The organism is Mesorhizobium sp. M1312 (genome assembly GCF_040318115.1).
In the GTDB taxonomy this organism is placed as follows: Bacteria; Pseudomonadota; Alphaproteobacteria; order Rhizobiales; family Rhizobiaceae; genus Mesorhizobium.
Window position 1 is genome coordinate 31529 of sequence record NZ_JAMYLQ010000018.1, and the last position, 15372, is coordinate 46900.

The window sequence follows — 15372 nt, forward strand, 5'->3', positions numbered from 1 at the left end:
GGCATGAGTTCGGGTTGGATAGAGATGGCAGCCGCGCGTGACCATGCCATTCGCTACGGCTTCATCGTTCTGCTGTTCGGGTTGATCGCCTATTTCGCCACCGCCGCCAGCGGCTTCGTCTCGCCGCAAAGCGCCGTCTTCATCTTTCAATCGGTCGCCATCACCGGCGTGCTGGCGCTTGGCGTCACCGCCACCCTGGTCGTCGGCGGCTTCGACCTGTCGATCGGTTCGGTCGCCACCAGCGCCATGATGGCAGCCGCCTATGTCATGGTGGTGCTGGAGCAGAACGCCGTCGTCGCGGTTATCGCCTGTCTCGCGATCGGCGTCATCGTCGGCCTCATCAATGGCTGGCTGATCGTCTATATGCGTGTGCCGGACCTCCTGGCGACGCTCGGCATGATGTTCCTGCTCGTCGGCCTGCAGCGCATCCCGACCGAAGGCCGCTCGATCGCCACCGGCATGACGATGCCCGACGGCTCGGTGGCCAACGGCACGTTCAGCGCCGCCTTCCTGGCGCTCGGCCGCCACCGCTTCGATTTCTTTATCCCGAACCTCATCCCGGTTTCGGTGGTCGTCCTGCTCGTGCTTGCAGTGCTGATCTGGTTCTTTCTCGAATACACCCGTTTCGGCCGCATGATGTACGCGGTCGGCAGCAACAAACGGGCTGCCGAACTCGCCGGCGCGCCTGTCAAGGCATACAAAATCTGGGCCTATGTTATTTCGGGTGTTTTTGCCTCGATCGGCGGTGTTTTGCTCGCTGCGCGGCTTGGACGCGGCGACATCGCCTCGGGTAATAATCTCCTGCTCGACGCAGTGGCTGCGGCGCTCATCGGCTACGCGGTCCTCGGGGCGGCCAAGCCCAACGCCTTCGGCACGGCCGTCGGTGCGGTGTTTGTCGGCGTGCTGCTGCAGGGCCTGACGATGATGAACGCGCCCTACTACACGCAGGATTTCATCAAGGGCGTGGTTCTCGTGGTTGCCCTTGTCTTCACCTTCGCCCTTTCCGGCAGGGGTAAGAGGTAGGATTTCGATAGATAGGATTTCGACTGGCTGAGATTTGAGTTCAACAAGTGGAGGAAACAACATGAAGATCACAAGAAGACTTTTGGGGAAGGCAGCACTCGGGCTTGCTGGCGCCACGCTGCTGATGCAGGTCCCGGCGATGGCGCAAGACAAGCCGGCGCCGTTCGACAAGCCCGGCGCCGTCAAGATCGCGCTGGTCCGCTATCTTTCGACCGGCGACTTTTTCCAGGCCTATCTTTCCGGCGTCGAAGCGCAGGCCAAGGCGCTTGGCGTCGATCTGCGCGTCCTCGACAGCCGTCAGGATGCAGCCCTCCAGGCAGACATGGTCGACCAGGCCATTGCGCTTGGCGTCCAGGGCATCATCATCCAGCACGGCTTGACGGAATCGATGAAGGAAGCCGCCCAGCGCGCGGTCGACGCCGGCATCAAGGTCGTCGCCTTCGACGTTAATGTCGAAAACCCCAAGATACCGCAGATCGAACAGTCCGACCGCGACCTTGCGCGCCTCGCGCTCGAACAGGCGGTCAAGGACAATGGCGAGAGCTGGAAGGCCGGCTACGTCTATGTCGCCGGCATCGCACCGCTCGACCGCCGCAACGAGACCTGGGTCGAGTTCAAGAAGAAATATGCCGGCATCAACGAGGCGGCGATGTTTGGCACACTCGACAATCCGATCGCCAATTCCGTCGCCAACCAGGCTCGCTCGGTGCTGTCGGCCAACCCCGACATCAAGGTGATGTTCGCGCCCTATGATGAATTCGCCAAAGGCGTGAAGATCGCCGTCGATGAGGCCGGTCTGTCCCAGGACATCAAGATCTATTCGGCCGACATCTCGACCTCCGACATCGCCGCGATGCGCGAGCCCGACAGCGCTTGGGCGGCAACCGCCGCCACCAATCCGGCCGTCGTCGGTCAGGTTTCGGTGCGCGCGCTGGCGCAGCTTTTGGCCGGCGAAGACCCCGGCCATAACGTCATCGTGCCGCCGACGCTGATCACCCAGAAGGATCTGCTCGACAAGGACATCAAGAACATGGAAGACCTCTCGGCCAAGCTGCCGCAGTTCGCTCATGCCGATGTCGCGATGCCTGCCTGGATGCCGAACCCGAACGCCAAATAGCTTTTTACCGCTGGCAAAAGAAAAGAGCGGCTTTCGGGCCGCTCTTTTCGCGTCTGGGCTGTTTTTACCTCAACGCCGCCGCGATGTTGCCGCCGTCCACCGTCGTCACATCGGCGGTGGTCCGCTCGGCCAGCGCCTGATGCAGGAAGGCCTGGGCCACGTCTTCGGCCGTCACTTCCTGCCCGAGCAGATTGCCCGCCATGTATTCCTTTTCCGACACGCCGCGCGCGCCCGAGCGGCTGGCAATCAAGGCGTCGGTCAAAAGCCCTGAGCGGATGCGGTCGGCATTGACGGCATTCGAGCGGATGCCATGGGCGCCATAGTCGAGGGCATACTGCCTGGACAGGAACAACGTCGCCGCCTTCGGTATGCCATAGGCGCCGAACTTCGGACCCGGATTGATTGCCTGCTTGGAGGTGTTGAACAGTAGCACGCCGCCGGTGCCCTGTTCGAGCATGATGCGCACCGCGTTCTGCGCCGCCGACTGGTGGGCGAAGAAATTCAGTTCGAAGCTCTTGCGCAAAGTGGCGTCGTCGAGCTCGCCGATCCTGCCCTCCCAGGCCGCACCGGCATTCGAGACGAGAATGTCGAGGCCGCCGTAGACGGCGACCGCCTTGTCGAACGCAGCGCGCATCTGCGCCGGATCGGTGATGTCGGCGCCGATGCCGATCGAACTGTTGCCGGCTTTCTTCGCCGCTTCCGCCGCCCTTGACGCATCGAGATCGACGACGACGGCATGGGCGCCGTTGTCCGCGAACAGCTTTGCCGTGGCGGCGCCGATTGCGCCGGCGCCGCCGGTGACCAGCACAATCTGGCCGGTCAGCGGCTTCGGCTTGTTGGAGGCGAGCTTGGCCTGTTCCAGCGACCAGTATTCGAGCGGGAACAGGTCGGCTTTGGACAGCGGACGGAAATCGCCGACCGCTTCGGCTCCGCGCACCGCCTCGATCCACATTTCACCGACGTCGGAGGCGATCTTCGCATCCTTGAGCGTACGGCCATGGCCGAACATGCCGAGGCCCGGCACCAGCGTCAGCCGCGGCATCTGGTCGAGCATCGTGCGCTTCACATCGTCGAGCGCATCGTTGGTTTCGAAGTAGGCGCGATAGTCCTTGGCGAACGTCTCGACATGTTGGCGAATGTCGGATTTGTAGTCGCCGATCTTGTCCGCGTCGGGCGCCGGCAGCGCCATCGGTCCGGTCTTGATGCGGATCGACAGGTCGGGTGTCGACACGCCGCGCCCGGCATAGTCGGCAATCCTGGCCGAATTGATGAAATCGACGATCGCCTCCGAGGTGCGGAAATCGCTGATCATGCGATCGAACCGGCCTTCGCCGCGCGCCACCGCCACTGCACCGCGCAGCATCGGCGCAATTTCCGCAGGCTTCGCCAGCCTGGCCGGCAAGGCGGCTTTTTCGATGCGCGGCTTGCCGGGGCTGGCGATGAAATCCTCGGCGACATTCACATAATGGATCATCCGGTCGTAGGCCTGCTTGGCATCGTCGCCGAAGGTGAAAATGCCATGCTTGTCGAGGATCAGGCCCTCGACCGTCGGGTCCGCATCGAAGACGTCGGCAGCCGCCATCGCCAGGTCAAAGCCCGGCATGATATAAGGCACGAACCCCATCTTATTGCCGAAGACCTTCTTGCTCAGCGCCTCGCTATCGTCCTGGTCGACAATGGCCAGAACGGCGGTCGAGTGCGTATGGTCGACGAATTTATGCGGCAGGAAAGCGTGCAGCAGCGTCTCGACCGAAGGGTTCGGCGAAGACGGATCGATGAGGTTCACCCGTTGCAGGGCGACCATATCCTCGTCGGAGAGCTTTTCGAGCGATCGCGCCTTCAGCAGCGCGCCGAGCTTGACCGCCGGCAGGCCCTGCGGCTCGATGACGCCCATGTCCCAGCCGCTGCCCTTGACGCAGAGCACGTCCCATTCGTCGCCGACGAGATCGGTGGCCTTTGTCTTGCAGGATGTGTTGCCGCCGCCATGTAGGACAAGCCGCGGTTCGCCGCCCAGAAGCCTGGTCGTGTAGACGCGCAGCGCCAGGTCGCGGGCCACACCCTTTGTTGCATAGTCGGCAACCAGCTTTTCCGCGTCGCCGTCATTCCACAGGTTCTTCATGTTCGCTTCGTCCGATTTCTCTTTGTTTGTGAACAGGAACGCCGCGGCGCCTTGATGACAATGCGCCCGCGGCGGAATTTTGCGTATCTAGGCGACCTTTTCCGCTGCCGGTCCGGCATGGTCGAGCAGCCGTCGCGCCATCCGTGCGCCGACCACCAGATGCGTGCACAGCCCACCTGCGATCGCCGCCACCAGCGGTCCGAACTTGCTGTCCTCCTGCACCACCACGAGGCGCTTTTCAATCTTGCGCAGCGATGACAGCTCCGCCGAAATGATCCGCCGGTTGTAGCTGCAGTCGAGCGCCTTGCCTTGCGCGTCGATGATCTGCCCGGCGATGACGCCGGCAGCCCCGGCACGGCGCAGCACATCCATTTCGCTCGCAGTCAGCGCGCCGCATTTGACGACATGGCTGTCGGCGTCGACGGTGCCGACCGAGTAAAGCGCCAGATTGCACGCACTGATGCCCGACAACTGTTCGCGGATCACCGGCTCGGCGCGCAGGCCGCGCGCCAGTTCTTCCGTCGTCAGCACCAGCGGCGCATAGAAATTGAGCCCCTTGGCATTGAGCCGGCGTGCGATTTCCATGGTGCATTGGTCGGGCCGGTAGGAATAGGGGGCTCCCAGATTGCCGCAGAGCTGCACCACCGTGACATCCTGCAGATCGGCATAGGACATGATGTCGGCGATCGTATAGATGGTCCGTCCCCAGGCGACGCCGATGCGATCGCCCTTCTTGATCAGTTCGAGAAAGACGCTGGCCGCCAGCACCGCGATGTCGGTCGACGGATCGGCGACATGGCCGTTTTCCGGCGCTATCCAGACGGCATCGAGCTTGAATGCGTCTTCGAGCTTGCGCGCCATGACATTGTCGGTGAAAAGCTGGGTCGAGGTCGAGATGTTGACGATGCCGGTCTCGCGCGCCTTGCGCAGATACATGGCGACCGAGGCTCGGGAAATCTTGAGCTGGCTGGCCACCTGGTCCTGGCGCAAGCCGTGGGCATAGTAGAGCCAGGCGGCCTTGTGAATAAGCTGTTCTGCCGGTCGGATCGCCATGCCATCTCCTTGCTGACATTATTCACGGCTCTCGACAAAAGTCAAACCGAGCGAGAGTAAACGATGCCCTTTCGCTTGCTTTATCTAAATCATCATTGTGCCAAATGCGCCCTATCGTGGCATCGTTGGTGGTGACGGGCCGGAAGCCTGTGGGGTAGAAGGTCTCGATCAGACATTAGGGGAGGACGGGATGGGCAATCCCTACGAACAGGATCTCGACAGGAATCCAGCAAACCACCAGCCGCTGACGCCGCTCAGCTATCTCGAGCGGGCGGCAAAGACCTTTCCCGACCATCTTGCTATCATCCATGGTCGCCAGCGCACGACCTATCGTGATTTCTGGCGGCAGTCGCTGAAGCTTGCCTCGGCGCTGCAGAGGCGCGGCATCGGCAAGGGCGACACCGTCACCGTCATGCTGTCCAACACGCCGCCGATGCTGGAAGCGCATTTCGGCGTGCCGATGACCAAGGCGGTGCTGCATTCGCTCAACACCCGCCTCGATGCCGCGGTCATCGCCTTCCAACTCGACCATGCCGAAACCAAGGTGCTGATCGTCGACCGCGAATTCGCGGGCGTCGTCAGCGAGGCGCTGGCGCTGGCTAAGGTAAAACCGCTGGTCATCGACTATGACGATCCCGAATACGCCACTGATGCCCCTTATCCCAAGGGCGAGCGCATCGGCACGCTCGACTACGAGAACTTCGTCGCGGGTGGCGACGAGGATTTCGCCTGGTCGATGCCGGACGACGAATGGGATGCGATCTCGCTCAACTACACCTCCGGCACGACAGGCAATCCGAAGGGCGTCGTCTATCATCATCGCGGTGCGGCACTGATGGCCTACGCCAACACCATCCATGCCGCTATGGGCAAGCATGCGGTGTATCTGTGGACGCTGCCGATGTTCCACTGCAATGGCTGGTGCTTTCCATGGACGCTGGCCGTGCAGGCCGGCACCCATGTCTGCCTGCGCTGGGTGCGGCCGAAGCCGATCTATGACGCCATTGCCGATCATGGCGTCACCCATCTGTGCGGCGCGCCGATCGTGATGTCGGTGCTGATCAATGCGGGGGAAGAGGACAAGCGGCAATTTCCGCAGACGGTCACCTTCAGCACGGCCGCGGCACCGCCGCCGGAAGCAGTGCTGTCGGGCATGGCCGATGCAGGCTTTGCCGTCACTCACCTCTATGGCCTTACCGAGACCTATGGCCCGGCCGTCGTCAACGAATGGCATGGCGAGTGGGACGGGCTCGACAAGGGTCTCAGGGCGGCGAGGAAGGCCAGGCAAGGCGTGCGCTATGCCGCGCTCGAGGATCTGACGGTGATGGACCCCGAGACGATGGAGGGGACGCCGGCCGACGGCGAGACGATCGGCGAGGTCATGTTCCGCGGCAACATCGTCATGAAGGGCTATCTGAAGAACCGCAAGGCGAGCGACGAGGCCTTCGCCGGCGGCTGGTTCCATTCAGGCGACCTCGGTGTCATGCATCCCGACGGCTACATCCAGCTCAAGGACCGCTCCAAGGACATCATCATTTCCGGTGGCGAGAACATCTCATCGATCGAGGTCGAGGAGGCGCTTTACAAGCATCCCGCCGTCGCCTCCTGCGGCGTCGTCGCCAGGCCCGATGACAAATGGGGCGAGGTGCCGGTCGCCTATGTCGAGCTGAAGCCGGGCAGGACGGCGACCGAAGCCGAGATCATCGATCACTGCCGCGCGCTGCTCGCCCGCTTCAAGGTGCCGAAAGCGGTGATCTTCGCCGAAATCCCGAAGACCTCGACCGGCAAGATCCAGAAGTTCAGGCTGAGGGAGATGGCGAAGGGGTAGGCAGGGCAGGACCCATAATCCGTGTCAGATCATTGTTGGCCCAGCTATGCCCAACAAGAACGGAGCAAAAAAGATTCCCTCAGTGTCGGATCGAGTGCCTCCCGATCGTCCTCGATACAGAACCCGGCCGACGGAAGAAGATCTAGCAGGAGGAGCATTCCGATGGAGAACACCGCGGTCAGCAAAGCCGGGCGGATCCTAGCCCTGATCGGGGTCATACTGCCGCTTCTCATGATCGGCGGGATGAAGTTCACGGCTGTTGAGATCGAGGCGTTGAAGCCGCTGATCGGCGGCACGCCTTGGCTCGCCTGGATGTATCCGGTATTCGGTGAAGCTGGTGCCTCTTATGTGCTTGGCGTCGTCGAGATCGCGACCGCGCTTCTGCTGATTGCCTCTCCCTGGTCGACGCGCGCCGGTGTCGCCGGCGGGGCATTGGCCGCCCTGATTTTCCTGGTCACCTGTTCGATCATGGTTGCCCTGCCGATCTGGGAGCCTGCGCTGGGCTTTCCCGCGCTCGGTCCTGCCGGTCAGTTCCTGATCAAGGACATTGCGCTGCTCGGCATCGCGCTTGTCATACTGGGCGAAAGCCTGAACAGACTGAACAGATCGCTACCTAAGCGGATCTGAGTCGAAGGCGTGGTCGACCACGTCATCCGCACAGCGCGCCAAATGGCGGGGCACAGGTTCGCCGCGGCAACCGGATTTGCAACCTTCGACTAGATCCAAAGCGCCCCGCTCGCCACCACGATGCCGCGTCCGGAAATGCTCACTGAGCCGGCGTCTACATCTACCTCGATGATGCTGGTACGTCCGAGAGCCGTGCCTTGCTCGATCTTGATTACGCCGGGCTGCGCAAGACCGTGTGCAACGAGATGTGCGGCGAGCGGACCAGCCGCCGTACCGGTTGCCGGATCTTCGGAAATGCCGACAGTCGGGTTGAAAAAGCGTGCATACGCCGTGGTTTCGGGCTGTCGCGGGTCGAGTGAGAAGACGTAGCAGCCTTCCCCACCGACCTTGTTGAGCAGGTCGAAAAGCTGTTTGGCATCAGGCGAAATCCGGTCGACGGCTTCGCGATCGCGGATCGGCACCAGGAGATGGGCAGCACCGGTCGAGACCACCTGGCAAGGCGCGACCTCAGCCGCTATTTCTTCCGTATTAAGGCCGAGTACCGTGGCAAGAGCGCCAAGGTTTGAGAGCTGCCGGCCGGCTACTGGGGCTTCTTGCTGCATAATGATCTTTTCGAGGTTCCCCTGGCTTTGCCAGATAGCCAATGGATACACCAAGTCGCCGATCTGTTGGTGAAACCATGTTGGGCCATCGCCCAGATCGAGCCGCCCCGCTGCAGCGAGCCACCACCAAGCCCCTAACGTATTGTGGCCGCCTGCACCGAAAACCTCTACGCCTTTCGGCGTGAAAGAGCGCAATTACCAATCGGCGTCCGCCCGGGTCACCGGCAGGACAAAGGTGGTCTCGGACTGATTGAACTCACGTGCAATGTTCTGCATGCGGCAAGCTTTCCCCCAAGCTGCTGGCGCGCCGGTCGGTCATCCTCGACGATATCTGCGAGAGCAAGCACAAGGGCAGGAAGCGTGGCACGCTGCCCTTCGCCCTGATGGAGCGCAAGCACGTCCTCGAAATCCGGGACGAACTGCGCTCGACGCTTGGAGCCCAGAACGACGTCGTCAAGGTCATCTCGGCAATGTTCGGCTGGGCGGTCGACAATGCCGTGGCAACATCCAATCCTGCCTTGCGCATCAAGCGGCTGTATTCCGGCGACGGCTTCCACACATGGACTGTCGAGGAGTTCGAAGCCTACAAGCGGCGGCACCCTGCCGGGTCGAAGCCGCGCCTGGCCCTTTATCTGGCGATGTTCACCGGCCTGCGGCGCGAGGATCTTGCCATCGCCGGCAAGCAGCACGTCAAGGCCGGATGGCTGTCGATCCGGCCGGGCAAAACCGCAAAGAAGACCGGCGTCGTAATCGAGCTGCCGATCCTGCCGATCCTGCAGGACGAGATCGATGCCGGCGCTGCCGGCGTCATGACGTTCTTGGAATCGGAATGGAAGCGCCCGTTCACGGTGAACTCGCTCGGCAACAAAATGCGTGACTGGTGCAACCAGGCTGACCTGCCGCAATGCTCGATGCATGGCCTGCGCAAGCTTGGTGCCACCATCGCGGCCGAGAACGGCGCAACCGATGAAGAGCTGATGGCGATCTATGGCTGGGTCACCAAGACGCAATCAACTCTCTACACGAAGAAGGCCAGACGCAAACTGATCGCCGGCCGCGCCGCCCACAAACTGCTCTTCACCGCGGAACAAAAAATGGACGAAGTTGTCCCACCAATCGAAGCGGTTGAAAAAAGTGGGACAAAAACAGGCAAAAAGCTGAGGAAAATCAGTGCCTAAAAAATAGGGTGGTGCCCCTAGCCGATGTGCCTAAAGCGAAGAATTTCAACATCTTCCGAGAGAGTGGGGCAGATCAAGATCGCGCAGTTTCATTATGTTTTTCGGCGCGCTGGTCCCACTTTTTGACTTGGTCGGAGCCCGTTTGTCCCCCCGTTCAGATCCCGCAAGCGCGCTCCCGTGCACCGCGGTGATCGGCCGTGGCTTGATGCAGCTTGCGTGGTTAACGTGGCGTCACCATTTGTAATCTGAAGATTTGCCAGCCTAACGGCCGAAGCGGGAAAGTTGAAAACAGTGGCGAGCAGATTCACTGTGGACTGGTCGTCAATTGCGGGACGCTTTTTTCGCTGGACAGATGTTGCTGTATCTCGAATTTTTCACCGTCGAGAAGCTGCCAGTTCTGACGCCACCGATTTCTATTCCGTCGTGAAGCGCATTTTCGTCAGATTGGACGACGATCCGACCCAGGGTGATCGGAATTTGGTCTATCGGAATGCACGGGAGACCCTGACACAACATCTACAAGAGACTGGCGCGTCGAAAGAGTTTTCAGAAGACCAAAACAATGCACTTGAAGCCGCGATCGCGGACATAGAACGTGAATATTCCGATCCTTGCAGACCCAAAGGGACTCGCCCACTGGACCCAAGACAGCCGTATAGAATCAACGGCCCCGCCAGATCCGCATTCATCAAAGAGCAATTTGCAGCACTTCGAGAGAATTTAAAAACCGAGGAAGCCGAGGCGATCCGCACGGTGAATTCTATAATTCGCGACGCAATGCGCGAGGTTGCTAGACGGATCGCTTTCCACCCCGAGATGGGCGCAGTTGAGTGGCGCGATCTGGAGCGCGTCTTGCGCGAGATCTTCGAGGGACTTGGTTACGGCACAAAGCTGACGAGGTCCGGTAAGGACGGCGGTTTTGATCTGGAATTGGAGGTTGAAGGATTCGTATATTTTGTGGAGGTAAAGCAATGGTCGGAACCGAAGAAGGTCGGTCAAGACATCGTCGAAAGATTCATAGACGTTGTCGTGGCAAATGCTGGAAAGGGAGGTCTGCTGCTTTCGACCTCTGGGCTCACAAGTGAGGTAATGCGGGCCAGGGTAGAAGTGTCCACGAAACTTGTCGTCCTTGCGGGCCGCCAAAAACTGGAATCGCTTTGTAAATTGTACGTCCAAAATGAACGTGGGATGATGGTTCCAGACAAGGGACTTGAAGAAATTTTACTGGACGAGACCTTTTGAAGTTCCTGTTCGGCGCAGATCTAGAAGACCGAAGCGATGAATGGGGGCGATGCTGTGCGGCGGGCGAATCAGGACGCCTTAACCTCCGCTTTTTTTGGCAGTTTGGAGTCGATCAAGGGACTGCCGAATATGAGGCCGATTACATAGAGGCTATCGGGGTCTTCCGGGGCGTGTCGCCCTCCAGTCGCGACGCCTAATACCCGGCGTGCGTTATCAAGATCGTGCCGACGGCCCTGTTCCGCGACACCGTCTAGGGTTATGCATGCACGGCAATTTTATAAATGCTGTTTGTCTGCTGGAAGCGAGAAGGGCCACAATGACCGCAACGGTCGTGATCCCCGTTGGTGCGCGTGATATTCGAACAAGCGCGACCGGATTTTATACATTGGGCGCGATCTATCAATCGCTTCTGCCGTATTTTTCAACGCAATACATATAGATTTCAAAGGAGTGAAATGGCTCGACGCCCATCTTGCTGCTGCGTTAATGATAATAATAAGAGCAACGCAGATGAGAGGGAACATCGTAAGCTTCTTGAACATGGACCAGCAGGTTCAGACCATATTACAAAAGAATAAATTTTTGGCTCACAGAAGGACGATATTTACAGGACAACGATGCCGTTGACCGAATTCAACCCGAATAACGGTGTCCTATTCTCCCAATATGCAAGAATGCACCTGAAGCGCCCAGAGATGCCAAGGATGACGGAGGCGCTGACGCTTAAATTCTACGAGGGGATTGATGAAATTTTTGCCAACTGTGCGCTGCACTCTAATTCTCCATCCGTCAGCGTAAGTGGACAATTCTATCCACGTTACGAGAATTTGGCGTTTGCCATCTCGGACGGAGGACGAGGGATCGTCGGCGCATACGTGGACAAATATGGCACCCCAATCCGACCACATGAGGCTATAAATTGGGCGATGCTGCCCGGCAGCACAACGCGGTCGGGAGACATCCCAGGCGGCCTCGGGCTTAAACTCATAAGATCATTTGTTCAATCGAACGGGGGGGAGCTGACAATTGTGTCCGGTGGTGGTTATTGGTGCCAGTCCGCATCAAGAGTGACATGTCACGCGCTGCCTACGGGCTTCCCTGGGACATCCGTGGTTTTTGAGATAGTCACGTCAGACCGAAATCAATACGATCTTGGCTCAGCTCCCGACCCGAGAGATATCTGGTGAAAACCTAATGAAGAACGTAACCATTTCGATCGCCGCCCTGAGGTGGCGGCATCTGCGTCTCGACCTCGGATGGCCAAAAGGTTTACGAAGTCGTTCAGCGTCACGTCGCTTCGGGCGATAGGGTAACGCTATCCTTTTCGGGTATAAGTCGCATGACGACCGCCTTCTTAAACGCTGCTGTAGGTCAGTTGTACAACGAATTCCCCGAAGAGCACATTCGCAAACACCTTGCTCCTCCAATAGATGCAGAGCCATGGCACCTCACGCGGCTGAAACTTGTAGTCGATCGCGCAAAAATATTCTTCACCCGACCCGATATTGTCGCAAATGCCATCAGCTCGCACGCCGAGGACGACGATGACAGCGATATATGATGTTAAGAGCGGGTGTATCCTAAAGGGCCGAAGCGTTCTTCTGGATACAAATGTCTGGATCTCACTCGAAGGTATCGATCCGCATCGTAGTGCTGGTGTCGGTTATAGCGAGTTCTTCGCCGAATTGCGTAAAAGCGACAATTCAATTGTGATAAATGACTACATCCTTGGGGAGTTTTTCAATAGAGTTTGTAAAATTGAATACGACATAAGAAAAAATGAATTCACGTCAACAAGTTCAAGCGGAACCTTTCCAAGTTATAAAAAGCTTAGAAAAAGTGCCGAGTTCTCTGAATTTATGACCGGCGTAACGTGAGATTTGTGATGGAATTTTGTCCGATTGCAAGTTTGAGGCGATAGATGTGGACCCTGCAAGCATCAGCGGCGTATTGAAAGAGGCTGGACGCGGACACATGGATTTTAGTGATATTATATTGCGCGACTACTGTATCTCACGAGGCCATGCCATTGTATCCGATGACTTTGATTTTTTTGGGTGCGGTCTTGACCTGATCACTGGAAATACTCGCATTTTGGATAGAGCTGGAGTTCGGCAGTAGAGCGGCCGCGAGGCCCTCAAGATTGCCGCCCAAGTCCGCACCGCTCCGGCGGGGCTGGAATGATTGTCTCTTGGCCGAATAGGCGCGAACGACTTTGGAAGGGCGCCGCGGCTTGGGAGCTGATCAAGGCAGAAACAGAATACTGTCAGCTTGGGAAGCTAGCCCTTTCGGCCGGATTCCAATGGCTTGCCTGTAAAACAGGCGAAAAGTCGCTTGTATGATATCAATGGGTTACATCCGAAATGTAAAACCCGTCAGTTGCGAATCTGCTTGAGGAGTGTCCTCGCTATCGGCGGTATGCGCGCTGGCTGCCCCACAGACAATCATTAGATCGCTAATTTTCTTCTTGGCGATCGGCTTGTCGGACGCCTTCGCCAACTTATTCAAATCACAAAGAATGCATCTTCCGTAAGCGACAGACCTGGAGAGAGAGTGGCGAATTGTGTTTGAACCGCGCCGCCGATCCCGTCGCTGTCGAACGAGAGCGCTCCGGTTGAATTGTTGTAGAGGATACGGTCGGAACTGTCGTGCGCGGATGCACCCGCAAAGAAAGCGGCGGATGTGAGCGCGCCCCCGCCCAGCCCGGCGAAAATGGCATTCTCGAGATGGATCTTGTCCTGGGACGGGTTGAAGTCGGTAATCCTGTCGACATTGCCGTTACCAAGGGCGCTATTGAAAACGAAGGTGTCGTTGCTACCGTTGCCGGTCAGGATGTCGGCGCCTCGCCCACCGTTGATGACGTTGGCTCCGGCATTGCCCTGGATGGTCTGGGCGAACTCGTTGCCGGTGAGGTTGATTGCAGCTGTGGCGGTCGGATACCTGGTGGCGAGAAGCTCGATCTCCGAGCCGGCCGCAAGCGCATAGCTCACCGTGGTGACCACGACGTCGCGACCGCCCCCGACCGCCTCAATCGCCTTGTCGCCGGCATTGTCGATATAGTAGCCGTCGTTGCCGCTATAGCCGATCATCGTGTCAGCACCGCCGCCGCCATTGATGTTGTTGGCGCCGGCGTTACCCTGGATGGTCTGGGCGAACTCGTTGCCGTTGAGGTTCATAGCTGCCGTGCCGGCAGCGTTGGTGGTGGTGAGAAGCTCGACCTGCGCGCCGGCTGTAAGCCCGTATGCCACCGAGGTGAGCACCTTGTCGGTGCCGCCGCCGGTCGCCTCAATCACCTTGTCTCCGGCATTGTCGACATAATAGGTGTCGTTGCCGCCGTTGCCGGTCATCGTGTCGGCGCCGTCGAGGCCGTTGATGTCATTGGCGCCGGCATTGCCCTGGATAATCTGGGCGAACTCATTGCCGGAGAGGTTGATTGCCGTCGTGCCAGATGGATTCGTGGTGGCGAGAAGCTCGATTTCGGAGCCGGCCGCGAGCGCATAGTTCAGCGAGGTGAGCACCCTGTCGGTGCCGCCGCCGGCCGCCTCTACCACCTTGTCGCCGGCATTGTCGACGTAGTAGGTGTCGTTGCCACCGTAGCCGATCATCGTGTGGGCACCGGTCCCCTGGAGTACATCGGCTCCGCTGGTGCCGTAGAGCGTATCGTCGGGCGGGCTGGTGTTATGCTGCAGGAAAAAGTCTTGCATCTCCGGAGTGTTGCCAAGCGAGGTTTCGCCGTTCTGCGAGGACCATTTATAAGCCATGTCAAAGGCAGGATTGGGTACCAGCCTTTCCCAGTGGTCGATCATGGTCTGCATCTGGGACGTCGTGGGCATGACATATGACCCGCCCGTATTGGTCGCCCAGCCGCCGCCGCCAAACGCCTGATAGACCGGAATGATCGCGCTCTGCGGGATGCCTGCTTCCAACGCCGCAGCCACGGCTCTGTCGATGTAGTTGAAGTCCACCGCAGTCGTGCGCACGGGATAAGGGTTTATTCCGTAATAATCGATCCCCGTGTTGGCAGGATTGTAGGTATTGGAATAATTCGAATCTGTGTACGACCCCATATCCATCAGGGTGATGAAAGTCTTGGCACCCGGAAAATGGGAATGGATCCAGTCGGATTCCGCCTTCAGGTTGGCAGCGCTCACTTGGGTGTGATATCTGCCGGTGGGATCCGGCTCGTCAGTCAGGAAAAATCCAAAAACCTTCGGATTGTTGAGGAGAGGCGTTACCTTGTCGATGAAGGACTGGGTTACGCCATTGCTCTCGCCGAGCCAGATCAGAGCCTTCGAGCCATCCGGCAGCGCGTTGACCGATGACGCGTATTGAAGATCAACCAGGTTGAAGCCATAGGCCTTGGCCTGGGCAGCGGAGGCGCCCCAGGTGAAGTGCATCGTGGCCATGCGTATATCCCTCGTCTGATTCGGGTAGCCCCGATTCCTGCCTACTCGGCGGTCAATATTAGCGCTAAATCAATTAGCGACACGTTACTGAGATCTTCGACGGACACCAATCGTCACGCTTTGACCCTAGGCGCTTCAACCCTGGGCGCTTCGGCGCGGCCATTGACCGGCAAGCGC

At 59.0% G+C, this 15372-nt stretch carries 12 protein-coding genes; 8 read left to right on the plus strand and 4 right to left on the minus strand.

Annotated elements, in window-relative coordinates; translation table 11 throughout:
- Positions 1-3: 3 nt before the first annotated feature.
- Together NKH36_RS20420 and NKH36_RS20425 are read left to right on the plus strand one after the other, a co-directional pair.
- The gene (locus tag NKH36_RS20420; RefSeq protein ID WP_352962253.1) at positions 4-1023 is read left to right on the plus strand and encodes an ABC transporter permease; all 1020 of its coding nucleotides are present in this window, start codon (positions 4-6) and stop codon (positions 1021-1023) included.
- 61 nt (positions 1024-1084) lie between these two features.
- Positions 1085-2140: a substrate-binding domain-containing protein gene (locus NKH36_RS20425; RefSeq protein ID WP_352962255.1), complete on the plus strand. Its 1056-nt coding sequence runs from the start codon at positions 1085-1087 to the stop codon at positions 2138-2140.
- Between the two features lie 64 nt (positions 2141-2204).
- On the opposite strand, the gene NKH36_RS20430 is transcribed toward NKH36_RS20425, so the two are convergent.
- Together NKH36_RS20430 and NKH36_RS20435 are read right to left on the minus strand one after the other, a co-directional pair.
- Positions 2205-4259, minus strand: a complete 2055-nt coding sequence (locus NKH36_RS20430) for a bifunctional aldolase/short-chain dehydrogenase (protein WP_352962257.1) — start codon at positions 4257-4259, stop codon at positions 2205-2207.
- 87 nt (positions 4260-4346) lie between these two features.
- Positions 4347-5312, minus strand: coding sequence for a sugar-binding transcriptional regulator (locus NKH36_RS20435; protein WP_352962260.1), 966 nt, complete (start codon positions 5310-5312; stop codon positions 4347-4349).
- Positions 5313-5502: 190 nt separating this feature from the next.
- Here NKH36_RS20435 and NKH36_RS20440 point away from each other — a divergent pair, with 190 nt between their 5' ends.
- Together NKH36_RS20440 and NKH36_RS20445 are read left to right on the plus strand one after the other, a co-directional pair.
- Positions 5503-7140 carry an acyl-CoA synthetase gene (locus tag NKH36_RS20440; RefSeq protein ID WP_352962263.1) on the plus strand — a complete coding sequence of 546 codons (1638 nt, stop codon included), beginning with the start codon at positions 5503-5505 and terminating at the stop codon, positions 7138-7140.
- Positions 7141-7302: 162 nt separating this feature from the next.
- Positions 7303-7767: a DUF417 family protein gene (locus NKH36_RS20445; RefSeq protein WP_352962266.1), complete on the plus strand. Its 465-nt coding sequence runs from the start codon at positions 7303-7305 to the stop codon at positions 7765-7767.
- Positions 7768-7856: 89 nt separating this feature from the next.
- Here the strand turns inward: NKH36_RS20445 and NKH36_RS20450 are convergent, their stop codons facing one another.
- The gene (locus tag NKH36_RS20450; protein WP_352962269.1) at positions 7857-8564 is read right to left on the minus strand and encodes a PhzF family phenazine biosynthesis protein; all 708 of its coding nucleotides are present in this window, start codon (positions 8562-8564) and stop codon (positions 7857-7859) included.
- 65 nt (positions 8565-8629) lie between these two features.
- Between NKH36_RS20450 and NKH36_RS20455 the strand changes: the two genes are divergently transcribed.
- The 4 genes from NKH36_RS20455 to NKH36_RS20470 all read left to right on the plus strand — a co-directional run bounded on the left by NKH36_RS20455 (position 8630) and on the right by NKH36_RS20470 (position 12666).
- Positions 8630-9547, plus strand: coding sequence for a tyrosine-type recombinase/integrase (locus NKH36_RS20455; RefSeq protein WP_352962272.1), 918 nt, complete (start codon positions 8630-8632; stop codon positions 9545-9547).
- A gap of 291 nt (positions 9548-9838) precedes the next feature.
- A complete protein-coding gene (locus tag NKH36_RS20460) occupies positions 9839-10789 on the plus strand; it encodes a restriction endonuclease (RefSeq protein WP_352962275.1) in 951 nt (316 codons plus the stop codon).
- Between the two features lie 1237 nt (positions 10790-12026).
- Entirely contained in the window at positions 12027-12350 is a 324-nt protein-coding gene (locus tag NKH36_RS20465; protein ID WP_352962311.1) for an STAS-like domain-containing protein, read from the plus strand.
- On the plus strand, positions 12334-12666 hold the full coding sequence (locus tag NKH36_RS20470) for a hypothetical protein (RefSeq protein ID WP_352962278.1): 333 nt from the start codon (positions 12334-12336) through the stop codon (positions 12664-12666). Before NKH36_RS20465 ends, NKH36_RS20470 begins: the two co-directional genes overlap by 17 nt.
- A 627-nt stretch (positions 12667-13293) precedes the next feature.
- Here the strand turns inward: NKH36_RS20470 and NKH36_RS20475 are convergent.
- Entirely contained in the window at positions 13294-15195 is a 1902-nt protein-coding gene (locus tag NKH36_RS20475) for a calcium-binding protein (RefSeq protein ID WP_352962280.1), read from the minus strand.
- Positions 15196-15372: the final 177 nt, after the last annotated feature.

Coding starts and splice junctions, on each gene's coding strand:
- NKH36_RS20470 (WP_352962278.1), top strand. CDS start 12,334: ATGACAGCGATATATGATGTTAAGAGCGGGTGTATCCTAAAGGGCCGA.
- NKH36_RS20425 (WP_352962255.1), top strand. CDS start 1,085: ATGAAGATCACAAGAAGACTTTTGGGGAAGGCAGCACTCGGGCTTGCT.
- NKH36_RS20435 (WP_352962260.1), bottom strand. CDS start 5,312: ATGGCGATCCGACCGGCAGAACAGCTTATTCACAAGGCCGCCTGGCTC.
- NKH36_RS20430 (WP_352962257.1), bottom strand. CDS start 4,259: ATGAAGAACCTGTGGAATGACGGCGACGCGGAAAAGCTGGTTGCCGAC.
- NKH36_RS20420 (WP_352962253.1), top strand. CDS start 4: ATGAGTTCGGGTTGGATAGAGATGGCAGCCGCGCGTGACCATGCCATT.
- NKH36_RS20440 (WP_352962263.1), top strand. CDS start 5,503: ATGGGCAATCCCTACGAACAGGATCTCGACAGGAATCCAGCAAACCAC.
- NKH36_RS20445 (WP_352962266.1), top strand. CDS start 7,303: ATGGAGAACACCGCGGTCAGCAAAGCCGGGCGGATCCTAGCCCTGATC.
- NKH36_RS20475 (WP_352962280.1), bottom strand. CDS start 15,195: ATGGCCACGATGCACTTCACCTGGGGCGCCTCCGCTGCCCAGGCCAAG.